Origin of the sequence: Streptomyces sp. NPDC127595, assembly GCF_042671685.1 — a bacterium.
In the GTDB taxonomy this organism is placed as follows: domain Bacteria; phylum Actinomycetota; class Actinomycetes; order Streptomycetales; family Streptomycetaceae; genus Streptomyces.
In genome coordinates this window covers 54,873-71,071 of record NZ_JBHXWK010000003.1, presented here as the reverse complement: position 1 = coordinate 71,071, position 16,199 = coordinate 54,873, and the positions used below count along the sequence as shown (strand labels likewise).

Below are 16,199 nucleotides of genomic sequence, written 5' to 3'. Positions count from 1 at the left end.
GGGGGTTTCGCCCGCATTGATAGCTTTGGTGCCTTTCTTGATCACATTCCCGTACCGTTTTCGATCACAAATTACTTGTGTGCTTCCTTTCCGTGTTGGATGAGCCGCCTGTGCCGGATGTGACCATTCCGCGCAGAGTGCAAGAGAAATCGGGAGATGTAGTGAGAAGCAAGAGGGGGAGACGGATAGTGCCGTCTCTCAGGGGGGCTACTGCAGCGCCCATAGGCATGAGACGAATAGCTCTCGGCCTGGTGACCACCTTGGCGGCCCAGTCAGCGCTGGTCTCGATCGGATCGGGTGCGGCCTTCGCCCTGCCGACCAGTGCGGCGTCCAGTGGGGTTGCTGCGGCCTCGTCCGACAGCAAGGAGGCTGCCTCCACAGCTGATTCGGTGACCGCGGCCCTCCTTATGGCCCGTCTCCAGGACCGCAAGATCGAGGTGACGTCCGAGCGCACGACGACGTCAACTACTTGGGCTCTGCCGTCCGGAGAACTGCAGACCGCGACGTATGCCGGGCCGGTCCGGCAGAAGCTCGACGGCAAGTGGCGTGACATTGACACCGCGCTGTCCGACACCGGCTCGTCGCTTGAGCCGAAGGTTGCGGCGGCGGACATCAAGGTATCGGACGGCGGTGACAAGTCCCTCGCGTCGGTGGCCAAGGGGGAAAAGTCCTTCGAGATGGGCTGGAGCGACACGCTGCCCAAGCCGGAGGTGAAGGACGACACCGCGTCCTACGACCTGGGCGACGGCCAGACCCTGACGGTGACGGCGCTCTCGCAGGGCTTCTCGCAGAACGTGGTGCTGGACAAGGCCCCAGACGGGGAGCTCTCGTATCGGATCCCCGTCAAGCTGGACGGCCTGAAGATCTCCGAGGCCGACTCCGGGCACCTGCTGCTGAAGGACGCGGGCGGCAAGCTGGTCGCCGAGGCGCCGGCGCCGATGATGTGGGACTCCTCCAAGGACGCCAAGTCCGGTGAGTCCAGGCATCAGGCGAAGGTGGCAACCAAGGTCGAGACCTCGGACGACGGCTCCCAGACCCTAGTTCTGACCCCGGACGCGGACTACTTCAAACAGGACCCGACGTATCCGGTCACGGTCGACCCGACCTCCACCCTCGCGGTGACCACGGACACGTGGGTGGCCACCAACTACACCGACTCGCAGGTCTCCTCGACCGAGCTGAAATCGGGCACCTACGACGCGGGCACAACCAAGGCCCGCTCGTACCTGAAGTTCGACGTGTCGCCCTTCAAGGGCAAGCACATCACCGACACCAACCTGGCGCTGTACTCGTACTACTCCTCGACCTGCGCCACCTCAGGGGCGGGCACGCAGGTGCGCCGGATCACCTCGTCCTGGTCGTCCTCGGACATCACCTGGGCCGACCAGCCCACGAGCACCACGACGGGCGCGGTCACCAGCACGGCGGCCAAGGGCTACAGCGACGACTGCCCGGCCGGCACGGTGAACTTCGACATCGACGCCATCGTCCAGGCGTGGGCGGACGGGTCCGTCAACTACGGCCTGCGCCTCGCGTCGCCGGACGAGACCGACTCGCAGACCTGGCGGCGCTTCCGTTCGGCGAACTACGTCTCCGGGGACGGCTCGCAGGAGCCGCACCTGACGGTGACGTACAACTCGTACACGACGACGAGCGCGCTCGCGATCTCGCCGAGCTCGGTGAACGCCTACAACGGCAAGCGGTACATCACCACGTACACCCCGACCCTGTCGGTGAAGGCGACGGACGCGGACGGCTCGTCGGTCAAGGCGCAGTTCGAGGTCACCAATGACCCCGCGTACACCAGCGAGGCCGCGTACTCGAAGACCGTGACCAGCGCGAGCGTCGCCTCCGGTGGTACGGCCACCTACGCCGTGCCCAGCACTGGCGCGCTGCCCGCGCAGCACATGCGTATGCGTGTGCGCGGCTACGACGGCACCGACTACGGCCCCTGGTCGTCGTACATCTACTTCGTGCCGAACGTCGCCAAGCCCAGCGCCCCGACCGTCTCCTGCGCCGCCTACCCGGCGGGTGCCTGGTCGGCCAAGGCCGCCGACGGTGTGCCGTGCACGCTCGGCACCTCCTCGACCGACGGCGCCGGATACCAGTGGAGCCTGGACTCCACGGTGCTCGGCCAGCGGGCCCTCGACACCACGAACGGCACTGGCGGCGATACCCAGACGATCACCATCGCCCCCGGGAACGGCCCGCACGTCCTGCGCGCCCGCACCATCGATTCCGGCGGCAACCTGTCGACCGCCACGACCGCCTACTCCTTCGGTGTCGGAAGCGGTTCGCTCGGTGTGACCGCGCCCCGCGACGGTGCCTGGACCACCTCTGATGTCGATCTCACCGCGACCGGCGACTCCGCTTTCACCGGCGCGACCTGGGAGTACCGCCGCGGTACCGGCGACTCCTGGCACACCGTCCCGGTGGGCGACGTCTCCAAGGGCTCGGCGTCCGTGAGCGCCTGGCCTGTCGCCGTCACCGGCGGCACCGCCACCCCCTTGGTGTGGCACATGGACGACACGCTCGACGACGACGGCACCGTTCAGCTGCGCGCCACCTTCACAGATGGCGCGTCCTCCGCCTCCAGCATCCCGGTGTCGGTCACCCTGGACCGGGCCGCCGGATCGGCGCCGCAGCAGAACATCGGCCCCGGCAGCGTCAACCTGCTGACCGGCGACTTCTCCATGACGGCCGACGACGCGTCGGTGTTCGACGCGTCCGTCTCCCGGACCTTCTCCTCGCGGGCGGTCGACGCCGAGAGCGCGGGGCAGGCACCGGTCTTCGGCCCCGGCTGGGTGTCGTCCGTGACGGCCACCACCGGTGTCGGCTACACCAGCCTGCGCAAGACCTCGGCCACCTCGGTGTCCCTGATGAACGCCGACGGCAGCTCGGTCGCCTTCACCCGCTCCGGCACCAGCACGTCCTGGACTCCGGAGCCCGGTGCCGGCCAGCTGACCCTGACGGGCGCCCTGGACCAGGACACCTTCACACTGCAGGACTCCGTCACCGGCGTCGTCTCCACGTTCGGTCGGATCACTGGGGCCACCACATGGACGCTGCGCACCAGCCAGCAGGTCACCGAAGACTCCACCACCAGCGTGGTCGTGGAACCCGTGCCCGTCGGCAGCCGCACGCTCAGCCGGCCCAAGTACCTGATCTCGCCCAACAAGGCCATCGACAAGGACAACACCGTCTGCGCCGGCAAGCCGAGCACGGCGGGTTGCCGCGTCCTGGAGTTCGTCTACGCCGGTTCCACCACCGCTGCGAGCGGCGGTTTCGGTGACGTCAAGGACCAGGTCAAGCAGGTGAAGGTGTGGGCCACCGACCCGGGTGCCGGCGCGGCCACCGCCACCGTCGTCGCCCAGTACGCCTATGACACGGACGGTCTGCTGCGCGAAGCGTGGGACCCGCGGGTGCCCACCGCACAGAAGGAGACGTACTCCTACGACGCCGCCAAGCGCGTCGTCACCTACACCCCCGCGGGTCAGCTGCCCTGGACCCTCACCTACAGCACCGGCACCGACGCGAGCGGTCCGGCCGGCCGGCTGCTGAAGGCGTCCCGGCCCACTCTGGCACCCGGCACGAGCGGTACCACCAACGGCACGGCCACGACCTCGGTCGTCTACGAGGTCCCGGTCTCCGGCAGCACCGCGCCCTACCCGATGGACGCCTCCTCGGTGGCCGCCTGGGGCCAGACCGACCTGCCCACCCGGGCCACCGCCGTCTTCCCCGCCGACCAGGTCCCCGCGGCCAACACCGGCGCGGGTCTGAAGGCGGGTGACTACCGGCGGGCCACCATCACCTACCTCGACGACGACATGAACACCGTGAACGTCGCCGAGCCGGGCGGTCACATCTCCACCAGCGAGTACGACACAGAAGGCAACCTGGTCCGAGACCTGACCTCCGCCAACCGGGAACTCGCCCTCGGGAAGTCCGCCTCGTCCGACGCTCTGCTGGAGGCGGAACTCGACAAGGCCCGTGCCGACGCCGCCACCCCGGCGCAAGGCACCGCCGAAGCGGCCCTGATGCTCTCCAGCACCAGCGTCTTCACCGCCGGCACCGCCGGCACCTCCCTGGAACGGGAGATCAGCGGCCCCCTGCACACCGTCACACTGCGCACCAAGGCCACCGCCCCTGCGGGCGGCACCGACCTGCTGGCCGGTACTCCGGTCCTGGCTCGTGAACACACGGTGCGCACCTACGACGAGAACCGTCCCGCCGGTGCCGCCGTCGCCGACCAGGTCACCACCGAGACCACCGGAGCCCTGATCGACGGCTACCCGGCCGACGCCGACGCCGAGACCGTGCGCACGGTGTACGACTGGACCACCGGCCTCGCCGTCAAGGAGATCCACGACCCGCAGGGCAAGGCGATCACCACGACCGCGGCCTACGACGCCGCGGGCCGTCAGGTGAGCACCACCCTGCCGGGTGCCACCGCGACCGGCGCGGACACCACGACGGCCGCCTACTGGGCGACCAGCGGCGACTGCGCCGGACACCCGGAGTGGGCGGGCCTGGTCTGCACGATCACCCCCGGCGGCGCTGTCACCGGCGGCGGGGACAACCCCGCGCAGCTGGTGACCAAGTCCTTCACCTACGGGCGCTGGGGCCAGGCCGACACCGTCAAGGAGACCGCGAGCGGCGTCACCCGCACCACCACGTCCTCCTACGACGAGGCGGGCCGCCCCCTCGGCACCAACGTGACCGGCAGCACCGGCACCGACATGCCCGCCACCACCATCACGTACGGCACCTCCGGGCTGGAGACCAAGGTCACCGCGGGCGGGCGGACGATCACCTCGACCATCGACCGCCTCGGCCGCGAGATCTCCTACGACGACGGCACGGGCAACACCACCCGCACCACCTACGACGCCCTCAACCGGGCCCTGACCATCACCGACTCCGTCCCGTCCAGCACGACGTACGCCTACGACACCGCGGCCGACCCGCGGGGCCTGCCGACCTCGGTCACCGACTCGGTCGCGGGCACGTTCACCGGTACGTACGACGGCGACGGGCAACTCGTGAAGGAGACACTGCCCGGCGGCAACATCCTCACCGTCGACTACGACGCGAGCGGTCGTGAGACCGGCCGCGAGTACGCCGACGCGAACGGCACGACAATCCTCGCCGACCACGGCGACTACACGATCGCCGGACAGCTCGCCTCCCACGCCCAGACCGACGGCGGCACGATCGTCAGCGGCTACGACTACGACAGCGCCGGCCACCTGACGTCCGCACAGGACGACACCGGCTCGACCTGCACCACCCGCGCCTACGCCTTCGGAGACGACCGGAGCAACCGCACCGGCCTGACCACCTCCACCCTGGCCGAGGCATGCGGTTCGACCACCGCGCCGTTGACCGACAGCACGTCGTACGCCTACGACAGCGCCGACCGCCTGGTCTCCGCCACCCGGGGCACGACCACCACGAAGGCGGTGTACGACGCCTTCGGCCGCCGCACCACTGGGGTGGACGGCACGACGGTCGCTTACTACACGGGCGACACGGTCCGGCAGGTCACCAAGGACTCCGCACGCACGACGTGGGGTCTGGACGTGGCAGGCCGCCAGGCGAGCGTCACGGCCGAGACGAAGGCCGCGGACGGCACCTGGAGCACGACCTCGACCACCACCCAGCACTACCGCTCCGGCGCGGACACCCCCGCTTGGAGCAGCACAGTGGCGGGCACGGCTACCACGGTCGGCCGCAACGTCGGCGACCTGACCGGCGGGCTGAGCGTCGTCACGAGCGCGAGCGGTGACACCGTGCTCCAGCTGTCCAACCTCCACGGCGACATCAGCGTCCGGCTGCCACTGGCCTCAGGCGCTCAGCCGCAGGTGCAGCGGTACGACGAGTACGGCGCTCCCGACGCCACCACGGCCACGGGCCGCTATGGCTGGCTGGGCACCGCGGCGCGCGCCGCGGACGCTCCCGGCGGTCTGCTGATGATGGGCGCCCGCGGTTACGACCCGGCCACCGGCACCTTCCTCCAGACGGACCCGGTGGCCGGCGGCGGCGACAACGCCTACGGCTACTGCTCCGGCGACCCGGTCAACTGCACCGACACGTCCGGAACGTTCGACTACTGGCTGAAGTACAACGTCGGGAACCCGCACATGTCGGCGCACCGGTACTTCCAGAAGTTCCGGGACAACTTCAACTGGGTCTTCCCGATCGGTGGTCATGCGAAGAAGCTCAGCCACGTCGGCCAGAAGATGGACCTCTGGGTGAAGATCGCCGGAGTCAAGATCGCCTTCCCGGTCAAGGTGAAGAGCATCACCTCCAACGGCTGGAAGTTCGACACCCGTTGGGGTCACCCGGACTACCCCGGCTTCATCTCCTTCTACTTCACCCACCTGAAGAGCGGGCAGATGAGGATCACCATCCACGGCAACGTGCCGCCAGGGGCGGACGCCTGGTTCATCGGCAAGAGCAACTACGTGAAGAAGGCGAAGAGCACCTGGGCCAAACTCGTCAGTAACCTCAAGGATCTGACCCACTACATCAACACCATGGGCGCGTGATGGGCCCGGGAAAGAGCACCGTGAACCTTCCGTCTCGTAGAGCGGGCGTGATGCTCGCCCTGGCCTACCTGGTGGTCGTGTTCGGCCTCGACTACCTGAGCGTCGAACAAGGCGTGGACGCCGCGTCCGTGGTCCTTTCCGTCATCACCTTCCCCTCGGGTGTCGTGACGACGGTCTTGTTCCTCTTCGCCGCGGTGATCTTCGGCTTCGACGACTACAGCCCCGGCGCGGACGGATACGCCCCCTCGGTGCAGGCGATCGCGGGCATTGTCCAGGTCGCTCTGATCTGGCTGGTCCTCAGAGTGCTCAGGAAGCGTCGAGAGAACACACACCTCTAGGAACATCCGCGTACGAGATGGCAGGCCCGGGTCGATGGACCCGGGCCTGCCTGCGTCTCGACCACATGCTGAATTCGCGCGGCCCAACTCAGGACCTCGACCAGATGCTCGGCCAGCAGGCCGACGTGGGGATACGGCTGAACAAGGGTGGTGGCCTGTCTTCCCTTGGTCCGTTCCGCGGCCCAAACGTGGTCGAGGCTGGTGAAGTCGTCGTCGATCCAGATGACGGGTGCGTCGTCGAGCCAGGTTTCGACGTGGTCGCGTTTCCAGAGGCAGCCGCTGGGGTGGCTGGTGGCGATCTGCGGGCGCGGCAGGTCGATGTACGGCAGGGGCGGGAGGCCGAGCAGCGGGCTGATCAGGGCGGTGGCGTCGCGGCGCCAGCTGGTGCACCAGACGGGGGTGACCAAGCCGGACCGGAACGAGTGCATGAGCAAGGGGCCGTGTGCCGCGTTCAGCCAGACGGTGACGGGGTTGTCGGGGGTTCGTCATGTCGGGATGACGTCGTGGCGTGTGTGGGTGGCCGGGGTGGTCCCGTCGGCGTCTGGGAAGGGTATGAGGACGCCGTCGACGTCGAGGAGCAGGTAGGGCGGGCGCATCGGTTCTCCCAGGGAATCCGGGGCTGGGGATCAGAGCCTGCGGGCGGTGATCAGCAGGGTGGTGGGCCGGCAGGTACCGTGGCGGGCGTCGTGGAACTCCGGGGCCGAGGTGAGCCGGAGGCCGGAGTGGTCGAGGTGTCTTTCCCGGCGGTCGGCGTCGAAGTCCCAGCGGGCGATGGGCAGTCGGGTGAGGTCGGGAAGGGTGACGTCGTCGCGGCGGGGCCGGTCGTCGGTGGTGGGGCGCAGGCCGCCGCGTTGGGGGTGGGGGACGGAGAAGGCGAGGGTCCGCCCGGGTTTGAGGTGCTGGGCCATGGCGGGCAGTAGGAGCTCGGGGACTGTCAGTCCGATGGCTCCGAAGACGGAGTAGATGGCGTCGAACTGCTCGTCGGAGGCTTGCAGGTAATGCAGGGCGTGGCCGGCGACGAAGGTCAGGTTGTTCAGTCGGCCGTAGTGGGAGCGGGCTCGGCGGATCTGGAGGCCGACAAGGTCGACGGCGGTGACCTGGGCGCCGTAGCGCGTGGCGAGCTTGGCGGCGTTGTGGCCGGGTCGTTGATCCAGCGGATGGACTGCTCCATGAACCACTCGACGGCCCACATGCGGTGCCAGCCCAGCGCTCACTTCTCGGCGGAGAGACCGCCTCGTTTTGCGAGGGCGTCAGGGGTGCCGCCTTCGGTGACGTAGGTCTCCAGGAAGACGCGCAGGCGGACGGGGTCGGGTTCGTCGATGGTGCCGTGCCAGCTGGCGAGGTCGAGCAGGCCGGGGCCGGTGAAAGCGCGGGCGAAGTCGAGCAGTCGCCAGCCGTGTCGGCCGATGTGGAGGCTGGTGGGGTGGAACTCGGAGTGCACCCAGCCGAACGGGGCCACGGTCGTACCGGCTGAGGGGGCTTCGGCGGCCTGGGCGATTCGGTCGAGCGCGTCCTCGTTGTCGTCGGTGTCCTGCCACCGTTCCGCCTTGCGGAGTTGGGCGAGGTGGTCCAGGGCCCGGCTTGGCAGGGTGCGCAGCCGCTCCTGGTCGAGGACGGGGAGGGCGGAGGCGGTTCGGGTGCGGTGCAGGACCACGGCTGCGGCGGCGCCGTCGAGGTCGTCGGCTTCGCGGATGGGGGCGCCGAGGTCTTCCAGCAGCATCCCGAGCCAGCGAGCCGAACCGCGGTTTCCTGCGCGCCCTGCACGGCCTCGCCCGCGCCGCACAGGCGATCGGCGAGCAGGAGGAGTACGAGCGCTGCAGCCAGTTCCTGAAGGACTCCTCTCCGACGGCGGCGCACACGCTGGGCTAGCGCGCACCGCGTTTGTGCAGGTCCGCCTGGTGTGACCAGGCGGGCCTTGCGTTTTCGGGGGACGATTGCGGAGGATGCCGGTGGGGACCGGGGCCCCCGTGTCGGAATCGGCAGGGGCGGACCGCTACCCGGAGTACGCATCAGGAGACAGCGATGTCGTCCCAGCAGGCTCAGCCCGCAGAGGCTCCCCAGCCCGCAGAGGCCCGTCTCACCGAGGACCAGCCCGCAGAGGCCCGTCTCACCGAGGACCAGCCCGCAGAGGCCCGTCTCGCCGAGGACCAGCCCGCAGAGGCCCGTCTCGCCGAGGACCAGCCCGCAGAGGCCCGTCTCGCCGAGGACCAGCCCGCAGAGGCCCGTCTCGCAGAGGCTCAGCCCGCAGAGGCCCGTCTCGCAGAGGCTCAGGAGCCCGAGACCCCGCATCTCGACTTCCATGGCACCACGCCGTACGAGGACTACGTACAGGCGGATGTCCTCACCCACCTCCAGCAGACCCGCTCCGACGACCCCGGAGAGATGGTCTTCCTGGTGACCACCCAGGTCATGGAGCTGTGGTTCACGGTCATCGTCCACGAGTGGGAGACCGCGGCGAACGCGCTCCGCGAGGACCGGGTGCCGGTCGCGGTGGCCGCGCTGAAGCGGTCCGTACGGGAGCTGGAGGCGCTGAACGCGTCCTGGCGGCCCCTCGCGCAGCTCACGCCGGCCCAGTTCAACTCGTACCGTGGCGCCCTCGGTGAGGGCTCCGGCTTCCAGTCCGCGATGTACCGCCGGATGGAGTTCCTGCTCGGCGACAAGTCCGCGTCCATGCTGGTCCCGCACCGCGGCGCGCCGCGCGTCCACGCGGAGCTGGAGAAGGCGCTGCACGAACCGAGCCTGTACGACGAGGTGTTGGGGCTCCTTGCGCGACGCGGGCACGCGATCCCGGCGGCGGTGCTTACACGCGATGTGTCCTTGCGCTATGAGCCCTCGCCGGAGGTGGAAGAGGTGTGGACGGCGCTGTACGCGGGCGACGAGGACGCCGAACTCGCCCGTCTCGGCGAGGCGTTGACGGATGTCGCCGAACTGGTGTGGCGCTGGCGCAACGACCACCTCGTCGCCACGCGCCGTGCGATGGGCGCGAAGACGGGCACGGGCGGCTCCGCCGGGGTCGCCTGGCTGGAGAAGCGGGCGCAGAAGAACGTGTTCCCGGAGCTGTGGACGGCGAGGTCTCATGTCTGAGGGGCGGTTCGATATGCGCGGGCGGGCCGACGAGTTGGACGCCTCGGACGAACTCGGCAGGCTGCGGAGCAGGGCCGAGGAGCTCGACTCCGCCGATGAACTGGCCGGGCTGCGTGAGCGGTTCGTCCTCGACGACGTGGTGTACCTGGACGGGAACTCGCTCGGCGCGCTGCCCGCGAACGTCCCCGGCCACCTCGACGACGTCGTACGCCGTCAGTGGGGCGAGCTGCGGATCCGGTCCTGGGACGAGAGCGGCTGGTGGACGGCGCCGGAGCGGATCGGTGACCGGATCGGTCGCCTGGTCGGGGCGGCGCCTGGCCAGATCGTGGTCGGCGACTCCACAAGTGTCAACGTCTTCAAGGCGGTTGTGGGTGCCGTGCGGCTGGCCGGGGACGACCGGGACGAGATCCTGGTCGACGCGACGACCTTCCCGACGGACGGGTACATCGCCCAGTCGGCGGCGCGTCTGACGGGCCGCACGCTGCGTCCCGTCGCGCCGGGCGAGGTGATGGACGCGCTGGGCCCCCGTACGGCGGCGGTCCTGCTGAACCACGTCGACTACCGCACCGGCCGCCTGCACGACCTCCCGTCGCTGACCTCCGCGATCCACGCCGCGGGCGCCCTCGCGGTCTGGGACCTGTGCCACAGCGCGGGCGCCCTGCCGGTGGGCCTCGACGCCCACGGGGTCGACCTGGCCGTCGGCTGCACCTACAAGTACCTGAACGGCGGCCCGGGTTCACCCGCGTACCTCTATGTGCGCGAAGAGCTGCAGGACCGCTTCGACTCCCCACTTCCGGGCTGGAACTCGCACGCCGACCCCTTCGGCATGGACCCGTCGTACGCCCCGGCCCCGGGCGCGCTGCGGGGCCGCGTCGGCACCCCGGACATCCTGTCCATGCTGGCCCTTGAGGCGGCCCTGGAGGTGTGGGAGGGCCTCTCCATCGAGGCGGTGCGCGCCAAGTCCCTGGCTCTCACGGACTTCTTCCTCGAGTGCGTCGCGGCGTACGTCACCGAGGGCCGGGTGGAGCCCCTGACACCGTCCGCGCACGCGGAGCGCGGCAGCCAGGTGGCACTGCGCTGCGCGGACGCGGGCCAGGTCATGAAGGGCCTGATCGAACGGGGGGTCGTCGGAGACTTCCGGCACCCGGACGTCCTTCGGTTCGGTTTTACCCCCTTGTACGTCGGCTTCGCGGAGGTGGAGCGGGCGGCGAGGGTACTCGCGGAGGTCCTGGGATGACCTGCCGGTTCACCGGACCGGTGATGGATTCACACGAACCGTGAGGCGAACTGGGTGAGGCCGGTGACGGCGGTGAGTACGGCGGTCACACCGCCGGCTCCCGCCGTCAGGGAGTCCAGCAGGCTGCGTACGACGGTCCGGTTGGGCTGTGGGTCCTGAAGCTGGTTGCCGAGTTCCTGGGTGACCTGGCGCAGCCGTTCGGCGTCGGGGAGGGCGGCGGCGTGCTGGGTGAGGAGACGTTGCAACTCCTCGATGCGGCGCTGGAGTTCAAGGGTGTCGGGGCTCTGGCCGGGCGATCCGTACACCCGGACGTTCTTGGCGTGGGCGACCAGGTTGCCGCGGTTGTTGTCGGCGTGGACGCTGTTGTCGTCGCGGTGTGCCATATGTCCTTCTCCTCTGGTGTGGACCGGGTCAGCTCTGTTGGGCGGACCGTCCGGGAGCCTGGCCGCCGCCACCTCGCCGGCCGCCGGGGGCTCCGCCTGCCCGGGCGTTCTTGGCGTGGGCGATCAGGTTGCCGCGGTTGTTGTCGGCGTAGACCCGGTTGTCGTCGCCGAAGTTCTGGACGATGTTCTGCTGGAGCCGCTGGAAGTCGTCCGAGTCGATGTCCTTGGACTCAAGGAAGTCGCCGATGGTGTTCAGCAGATGCTGCTGGGTCGTGTTGAGGATTCGCGTCAGGTCGCGGCCGAGGAAGTAGCGCCCCTCGTCCAGCCCGCGCGCGTACTCCCGGATGCTGTACTGGGCGCCGTAGTCGAAGCGGTAGCCGCCGCTGATCGTGCGGCGCTGGCGGCGCCGGTGCGCCGCGGCCGCGCGGGAGGCCGCCGCGCGACGGACCAGGGCTCCCGGCGAGCGCAGCAGGGCGGGCAGCGTCCAGGGCAGTGCCGCCGTCAGCGCGCGTACGGCGGCTCCACCCGCCGTACGGTGGGGCAGGTTGTCGACGGTGTAGTACTCGGGACGCATCGGCAGCAGGGCGTACGCCGAGAACTCCAGGTAGAGAGTTCCCTGGACCTGCACCGCGCGCAGGAACATCGTCAGCACCAACTGGCCGCTCCAGGCAGGCACTTCGATACTGACGTATGACCGTCGAGTCGTTCCGAGTCCGTCCGGCATGCTCCGGATCAGGGCGGTCGGGATACGGGTCAGGGGCGGTCGGAGCCGGTCGGGCAGCAGCCGCTGGTCGCGGGCGACGTCGTGGCCGTCCACGAAGAGGCGTTCCTCGACCCGCAGGTTGGCCAGACCGAGCCCCCGGGCGGCGGCGATGAGTACGTCGTACAACTCGCCGGTGGTGAAGGGTTGTGGCCTGCGGCGGCCACCGCCGTTCTCGCTGCGCGCGCCCTTGCGGATGTCGACGGGGCGTTCCCACTCGTCCACCTGGTCGCCGCTGCCCGCGAAGGGCCAGTAGTCGGAGCAGACGACCATGTTCCCGGCCGGGCGCTCGGCCACGGCGGCGAGCCGTTCCCGTACCCGGGAGCCCAGCGCTTCGGGAGTGTGGGCGGGGTCGTAGCGGCTGGCGGTCAACTTCCGGCGCAGTACGAGGAATTGGGTCACCCATACGTCCAGCGCGAGGACGAGCCAGGCGAGGGTGAGGACGGCCACGGCGGCGACGGCGTACCCCTGCCAGTCGAAGTCCGCCTGTCCGGCCCTGAGTTCGTCCAGGTGGGTGCGTACGCCGATGCCGATCACGGCGACCAGGAACACCAGGAGGGCGCAGAGCGCGCCATCGCGGGAGAGTCGGCGGCGCCGCGCGGACAGTGCCCAGCGGGTGACGATGCCGAGATCCGCGCCGAACACCGGGGCGAGGGCGCGGTAGGGCTCGTTCACCACCTGGTGCACGACCAAGTCGGCGAACCCGGGGTCGAGTTGGGTGGCCGCCGCGAGGTGCCGGGTCGCCATCGTGCGGGCGTCGTCCTCGATGGGCGGGGGCTGTGCGTGGTGCGGGGGGTGCGGGGGAGGGGTGGGCGGAGTGGCGGCCGGGCGCGCGCCGTCGCCGCGATTTCGGCTTCGATTGCGGAAGTCGCGGACGTCGGTGACGGTGGAGGGGCCGGGGTTGACGTGGGGGTGGGGGCTGGGGCCGTCCGCCTCGGGAATCAGCCGTGTGTCCGGCTGGTCGGCGGGATTGCGGAAGGTCAACCACATGGATCCGAAACGGAGTTGGTCACCCTCGGACAGTCTGACCGGCCGGCCCGGTTCGATGCGGACCCCGTTGTGCAGAACGCCGTTGCTCGACGCGAGGTCGTTCAGCCAGACCCCGTCGCTGCCCCGCCGCAGTTCGGCATGGCGCTTGCTCACGTCCGGCGCCGGCAGCCTGATGTCACCGAACCGTCCGACGATATGCGAGTCCCGCGTCAGCGTCCACCGAGTGCCGGCGAGATGCGCGGGCACGGTCACGACGAGATAGGGCGGGTCGGCACCTGCACCCGGTGTTCGAGGCGCTCCCGGATTTCTCGGTGTTCCCGGTGTTCCCGGCCTTCCCGGCGTTCCCGGCATGGAACATCACTCCCCCGTACCGCAGCCCCCTCCGGGTGCACCGCGGCCCTGTCCCGGCTCACCGCCCTCAGGCGTCACAAATGTCATGAAATAGCCGAGTTGAGTCCATGCTCCTGGTGCGCGGGCGTGCCCCGCAATCCGCAGTTTTGGGGATTGCCGGGTGGGTGTGTGACGTAGTAAGCGGCCTCACCGCGGGTCACTCGGCGGCGACGTACACCCCGGCCGCGGCCGCGGCGACGGCGGCCTCGGCCGCGCGGTCGGCGGCGGCCGTGTCCGGGGCCGCCCCCGTGGTGAGCAGGGTGTAGTAGAGCGGCGCCGACACCGCGCGCACGACCAGCGCGGGGTCGGTACCCGGCGGCAACTCCCCCCGCGCGACGCCCTGTTCGACACAGGGCGCCCACTCGGCGACCCGGACGTCGTAGAACCGCCGCAGTGCCTCCGCCGTACGCCCGTCGCCCGCGGCCGCGGCGATGACCGCCTGGAACAGCGCCCCCTGCCGGGGATCGGCGAGCGTCCGCCGTACCAGCGCGGCGTTGGCGCGCAGGTCGCCCAGCACCGATCCGGTCTCCGTACGGGGCAGCGACTGCTCCGCCATGTCGCTCAGCAGGTCGGCGACCAGCCCGGTCACGGACCCCCACCGCCGGTAGACCGTGGTCTTGCCCACCTCGGCCCGTCGCGCCACATCGGCGAGGTCGAGGTGCGCGAAACCCTGCTCGGCGAGTACGTCACCGGCGGCGCGCAGCACGGCCGTACGCACGCGGGCGGTGCGTCCCCCGGGGCGTACGGTGCCGGGCTCGGCGGGGGGCCCGACGGCCTCGGCGGGCCTGGCGCGCTCGGCGGACATGGGGGACTCCCTCGCGTACGTGGTCTGCCCGTCAGCGTAACGAAACAGCAGAACCGTTTGACCTTAACCGACAGTGACATCCCCGTGTCGGCGCACGTCACGGGCCTGATAGCGTCCCCGCCAACGGCCGAATTCTTCCCTGGTCCGCCAAATCCGTTTCACCGCTGAGAGGTTGGAGCATGCAGGACGACGCCGCAGCTAGGGACGACGCCGGGCACGCGGGAGCAGGCGACGCCGCCGTGAGCCGTGAGGCGGCAGTGAGTCGTGAGGCGGCCGTGAGTAGTGAGGCGGCCGTGAGCCGCGACGCCGTGGAAGAGGCGTCCGCCTTCTCGCACCCGCCCGTCGACCCCGACGTCACCGTCGCGTACGGCGACCACCCCGACCAGGTGATCGACTTCTACGCGCCGCGCGAGCCTGATCCCGCCGTCCTCGCCCCCCTCGTCGTAGTCCTGCACGGCGGCGCCTGGCGTGCCCCGTACGACCGTCGCCACATCACCCCGTTCGCGGACTTCCTGGCCCGCCGCGGTTTCGCCGTGGCCAATGTCGAGTACCGCCGGGGTGGCGTGGTTCCGGCGCAGGGCGGCGTGATTCCCGCGCAGGGCGGTGCGGTCCCCGACCAGGGCGGTGCGGTTCTGGCGCAGGGTGACGCGATTCCCGCACGGGGCGGTGCGGTCCCCGCGCAGGGTGACGACGCTCCGGTCGCCGGCCGCTGGCCGGACACATTCGACGACGTGGCGGCCGCGCTCGACGCCCTCCCCGCGCTCGTACGGGAGAAGCTGCCGCAGGCCGACCCGCGCCGCATCGTCGTCACGGGCCACTCGGCGGGCGGCCACCTCGCCCTGTGGGTCTCCGCCCGGCACCTCCTGCCGGCCGATGCCCCCTGGCACACCGACCGCCCGGCGCCCCTGCGCGGCGTCGTCGCCCTCGCCCCGATCGCCGACTTCCGAGTCGCTGAGAAACTCGACGTGTGCGGTGGGGCCGCGCTCCAACTCCTCGGCGGTGAAGACAAGTTCGCGGAGCGCCTGCCGTACGCCGACCCCGCGCAACTCCTCCCCACCGGCATCGCCACGACCCTCGTACAGGGCCGTACCGACATCGTCGTCCCCCAGGCGGTCGCCGAGTCGTACGCCGACGCCGCCGCGAAGGCGGGCGAGGTGGTCGGCCTGACGCTCCTTGAGGACGTCGGTCACTTTCCGCTGATCGATCCGGCGGCAGACGCGTGCGCGGTGGTGGCGGAGGAGATCGCCCAACTGGCTTGGTGAAGAGGGTGGTTGTCCCTCCCCTCCCGGGGAGCTTGACTGTGGCACGCGCGCGGGGTGACGCCTGGAGAGGTTCATTCCCGACTCGTATGCGGCTCGTGATCGGCTGCCCGGTCATACCCCTAATACCTGAGAGCTACCTGCCAAGTGAGCTCCATGGTGGGACGCCGACGACACGTGACGATCCGTAACTTCCCATCCAGTGGCGCCCGATGAGCGGGCGTACGGGGAGGGAAGATCGGCATGGGCTACGGGGCGAAGGAGAGCGGGGCGGGCAGAGGGGTATCGCCTGCGGAGGCGGAGGCGGAGGCGGAGGGGGAGGGGGACGGGGAGACGGCGGCGGGGCCGGTGCCTGTCGTGGGGCCGGAGTCCGTCGCGGTGCCGCTGGTGGCGAGGCCGACG

The 16,199-nt window shown here is 70.3% G+C and carries 8 protein-coding genes and 4 pseudogenes; 6 read left to right on the top strand and 6 right to left on the bottom strand.

What is annotated here, in order from left to right; genetic code table 11:
* Positions 1 to 227 precede the first annotated feature (227 nt).
* The gene (locus tag ACFVKT_RS11375; protein ID WP_385730077.1) at positions 228 to 6,551 is read left to right on the top strand and encodes a DNRLRE domain-containing protein; all 6,324 of its coding nucleotides are present in this window, start codon (positions 228 to 230) and stop codon (positions 6,549 to 6,551) included.
* A 20-nt stretch (positions 6,552 to 6,571) separates the two neighbouring features.
* Complete coding sequence (locus ACFVKT_RS11370) at positions 6,572 to 6,889, top strand: hypothetical protein (RefSeq protein ID WP_385730075.1); 318 nt, start codon at positions 6,572 to 6,574, stop codon at positions 6,887 to 6,889.
* Here the strand turns inward: ACFVKT_RS11370 and ACFVKT_RS11365 are convergent.
* The 3 genes and pseudogenes from ACFVKT_RS11365 to ACFVKT_RS11355 all read right to left on the bottom strand — a co-directional run.
* Positions 6,886 to 7,485 (bottom strand): annotated as a pseudogene (locus ACFVKT_RS11365) (HAD domain-containing protein). The gene ACFVKT_RS11370 and the pseudogene ACFVKT_RS11365 sit on opposite strands and share 4 nt — an antisense overlap.
* A 30-nt stretch (positions 7,486 to 7,515) precedes the next feature.
* Entirely contained in the window at positions 7,516 to 8,067 is a 552-nt protein-coding gene (locus ACFVKT_RS11360) for a class I SAM-dependent methyltransferase (protein WP_385730073.1), read from the bottom strand.
* Positions 8,016 to 8,618, bottom strand: a pseudogene (locus ACFVKT_RS11355) (aminoglycoside phosphotransferase family protein); the annotation flags it as partial. The gene ACFVKT_RS11360 and the pseudogene ACFVKT_RS11355, both read right to left, overlap by 52 nt.
* On the opposite strand from ACFVKT_RS11355, the pseudogene ACFVKT_RS11350 reads away from it, so the two are divergent.
* From ACFVKT_RS11350 to kynU, 3 genes and pseudogenes are all read left to right on the top strand, one after another.
* Positions 8,618 to 8,758 (top strand): annotated as a pseudogene (locus ACFVKT_RS11350) (DUF3151 family protein); the annotation flags it as partial. The pseudogenes ACFVKT_RS11355 and ACFVKT_RS11350 sit on opposite strands and share 1 nt — an antisense overlap.
* A 393-nt stretch (positions 8,759 to 9,151) precedes the next feature.
* Positions 9,152 to 9,973 (top strand): annotated as a pseudogene (locus ACFVKT_RS11345) (tryptophan 2,3-dioxygenase family protein); the annotation flags it as partial.
* Positions 9,974 to 9,986: 13 nt separating this feature from the next.
* Positions 9,987 to 11,210 carry a kynureninase gene (gene kynU, locus ACFVKT_RS11340; RefSeq protein WP_385731044.1) on the top strand — a complete coding sequence of 408 codons (1,224 nt, stop codon included), beginning with the start codon at positions 9,987 to 9,989 and terminating at the stop codon, positions 11,208 to 11,210.
* A gap of 29 nt (positions 11,211 to 11,239) precedes the next feature.
* On the opposite strand, the gene ACFVKT_RS11335 is transcribed toward kynU, so the two are convergent.
* From ACFVKT_RS11335 to ACFVKT_RS11325, 3 genes are all read right to left on the bottom strand, one after another.
* Complete coding sequence (locus ACFVKT_RS11335; RefSeq protein WP_385730071.1) at positions 11,240 to 11,593, bottom strand: hypothetical protein; 354 nt, start codon at positions 11,591 to 11,593, stop codon at positions 11,240 to 11,242.
* Between the two features lie 28 nt (positions 11,594 to 11,621).
* Positions 11,622 to 13,595: an FHA domain-containing protein gene (locus tag ACFVKT_RS11330; RefSeq protein ID WP_385730069.1), complete on the bottom strand. Its 1,974-nt coding sequence runs from the start codon at positions 13,593 to 13,595 to the stop codon at positions 11,622 to 11,624.
* A 295-nt stretch (positions 13,596 to 13,890) separates the two neighbouring features.
* Positions 13,891 to 14,538 carry a TetR/AcrR family transcriptional regulator gene (locus ACFVKT_RS11325; protein WP_385730067.1) on the bottom strand — a complete coding sequence of 216 codons (648 nt, stop codon included), beginning with the start codon at positions 14,536 to 14,538 and terminating at the stop codon, positions 13,891 to 13,893.
* Between the two features lie 179 nt (positions 14,539 to 14,717).
* On the opposite strand from ACFVKT_RS11325, the gene ACFVKT_RS11320 reads away from it, so the two are divergent.
* A complete protein-coding gene (locus ACFVKT_RS11320) occupies positions 14,718 to 15,800 on the top strand; it encodes an alpha/beta hydrolase (RefSeq protein WP_385730065.1) in 1,083 nt (360 codons plus the stop codon).
* The last annotated feature ends 399 nt before the right edge of the window (positions 15,801 to 16,199 follow it).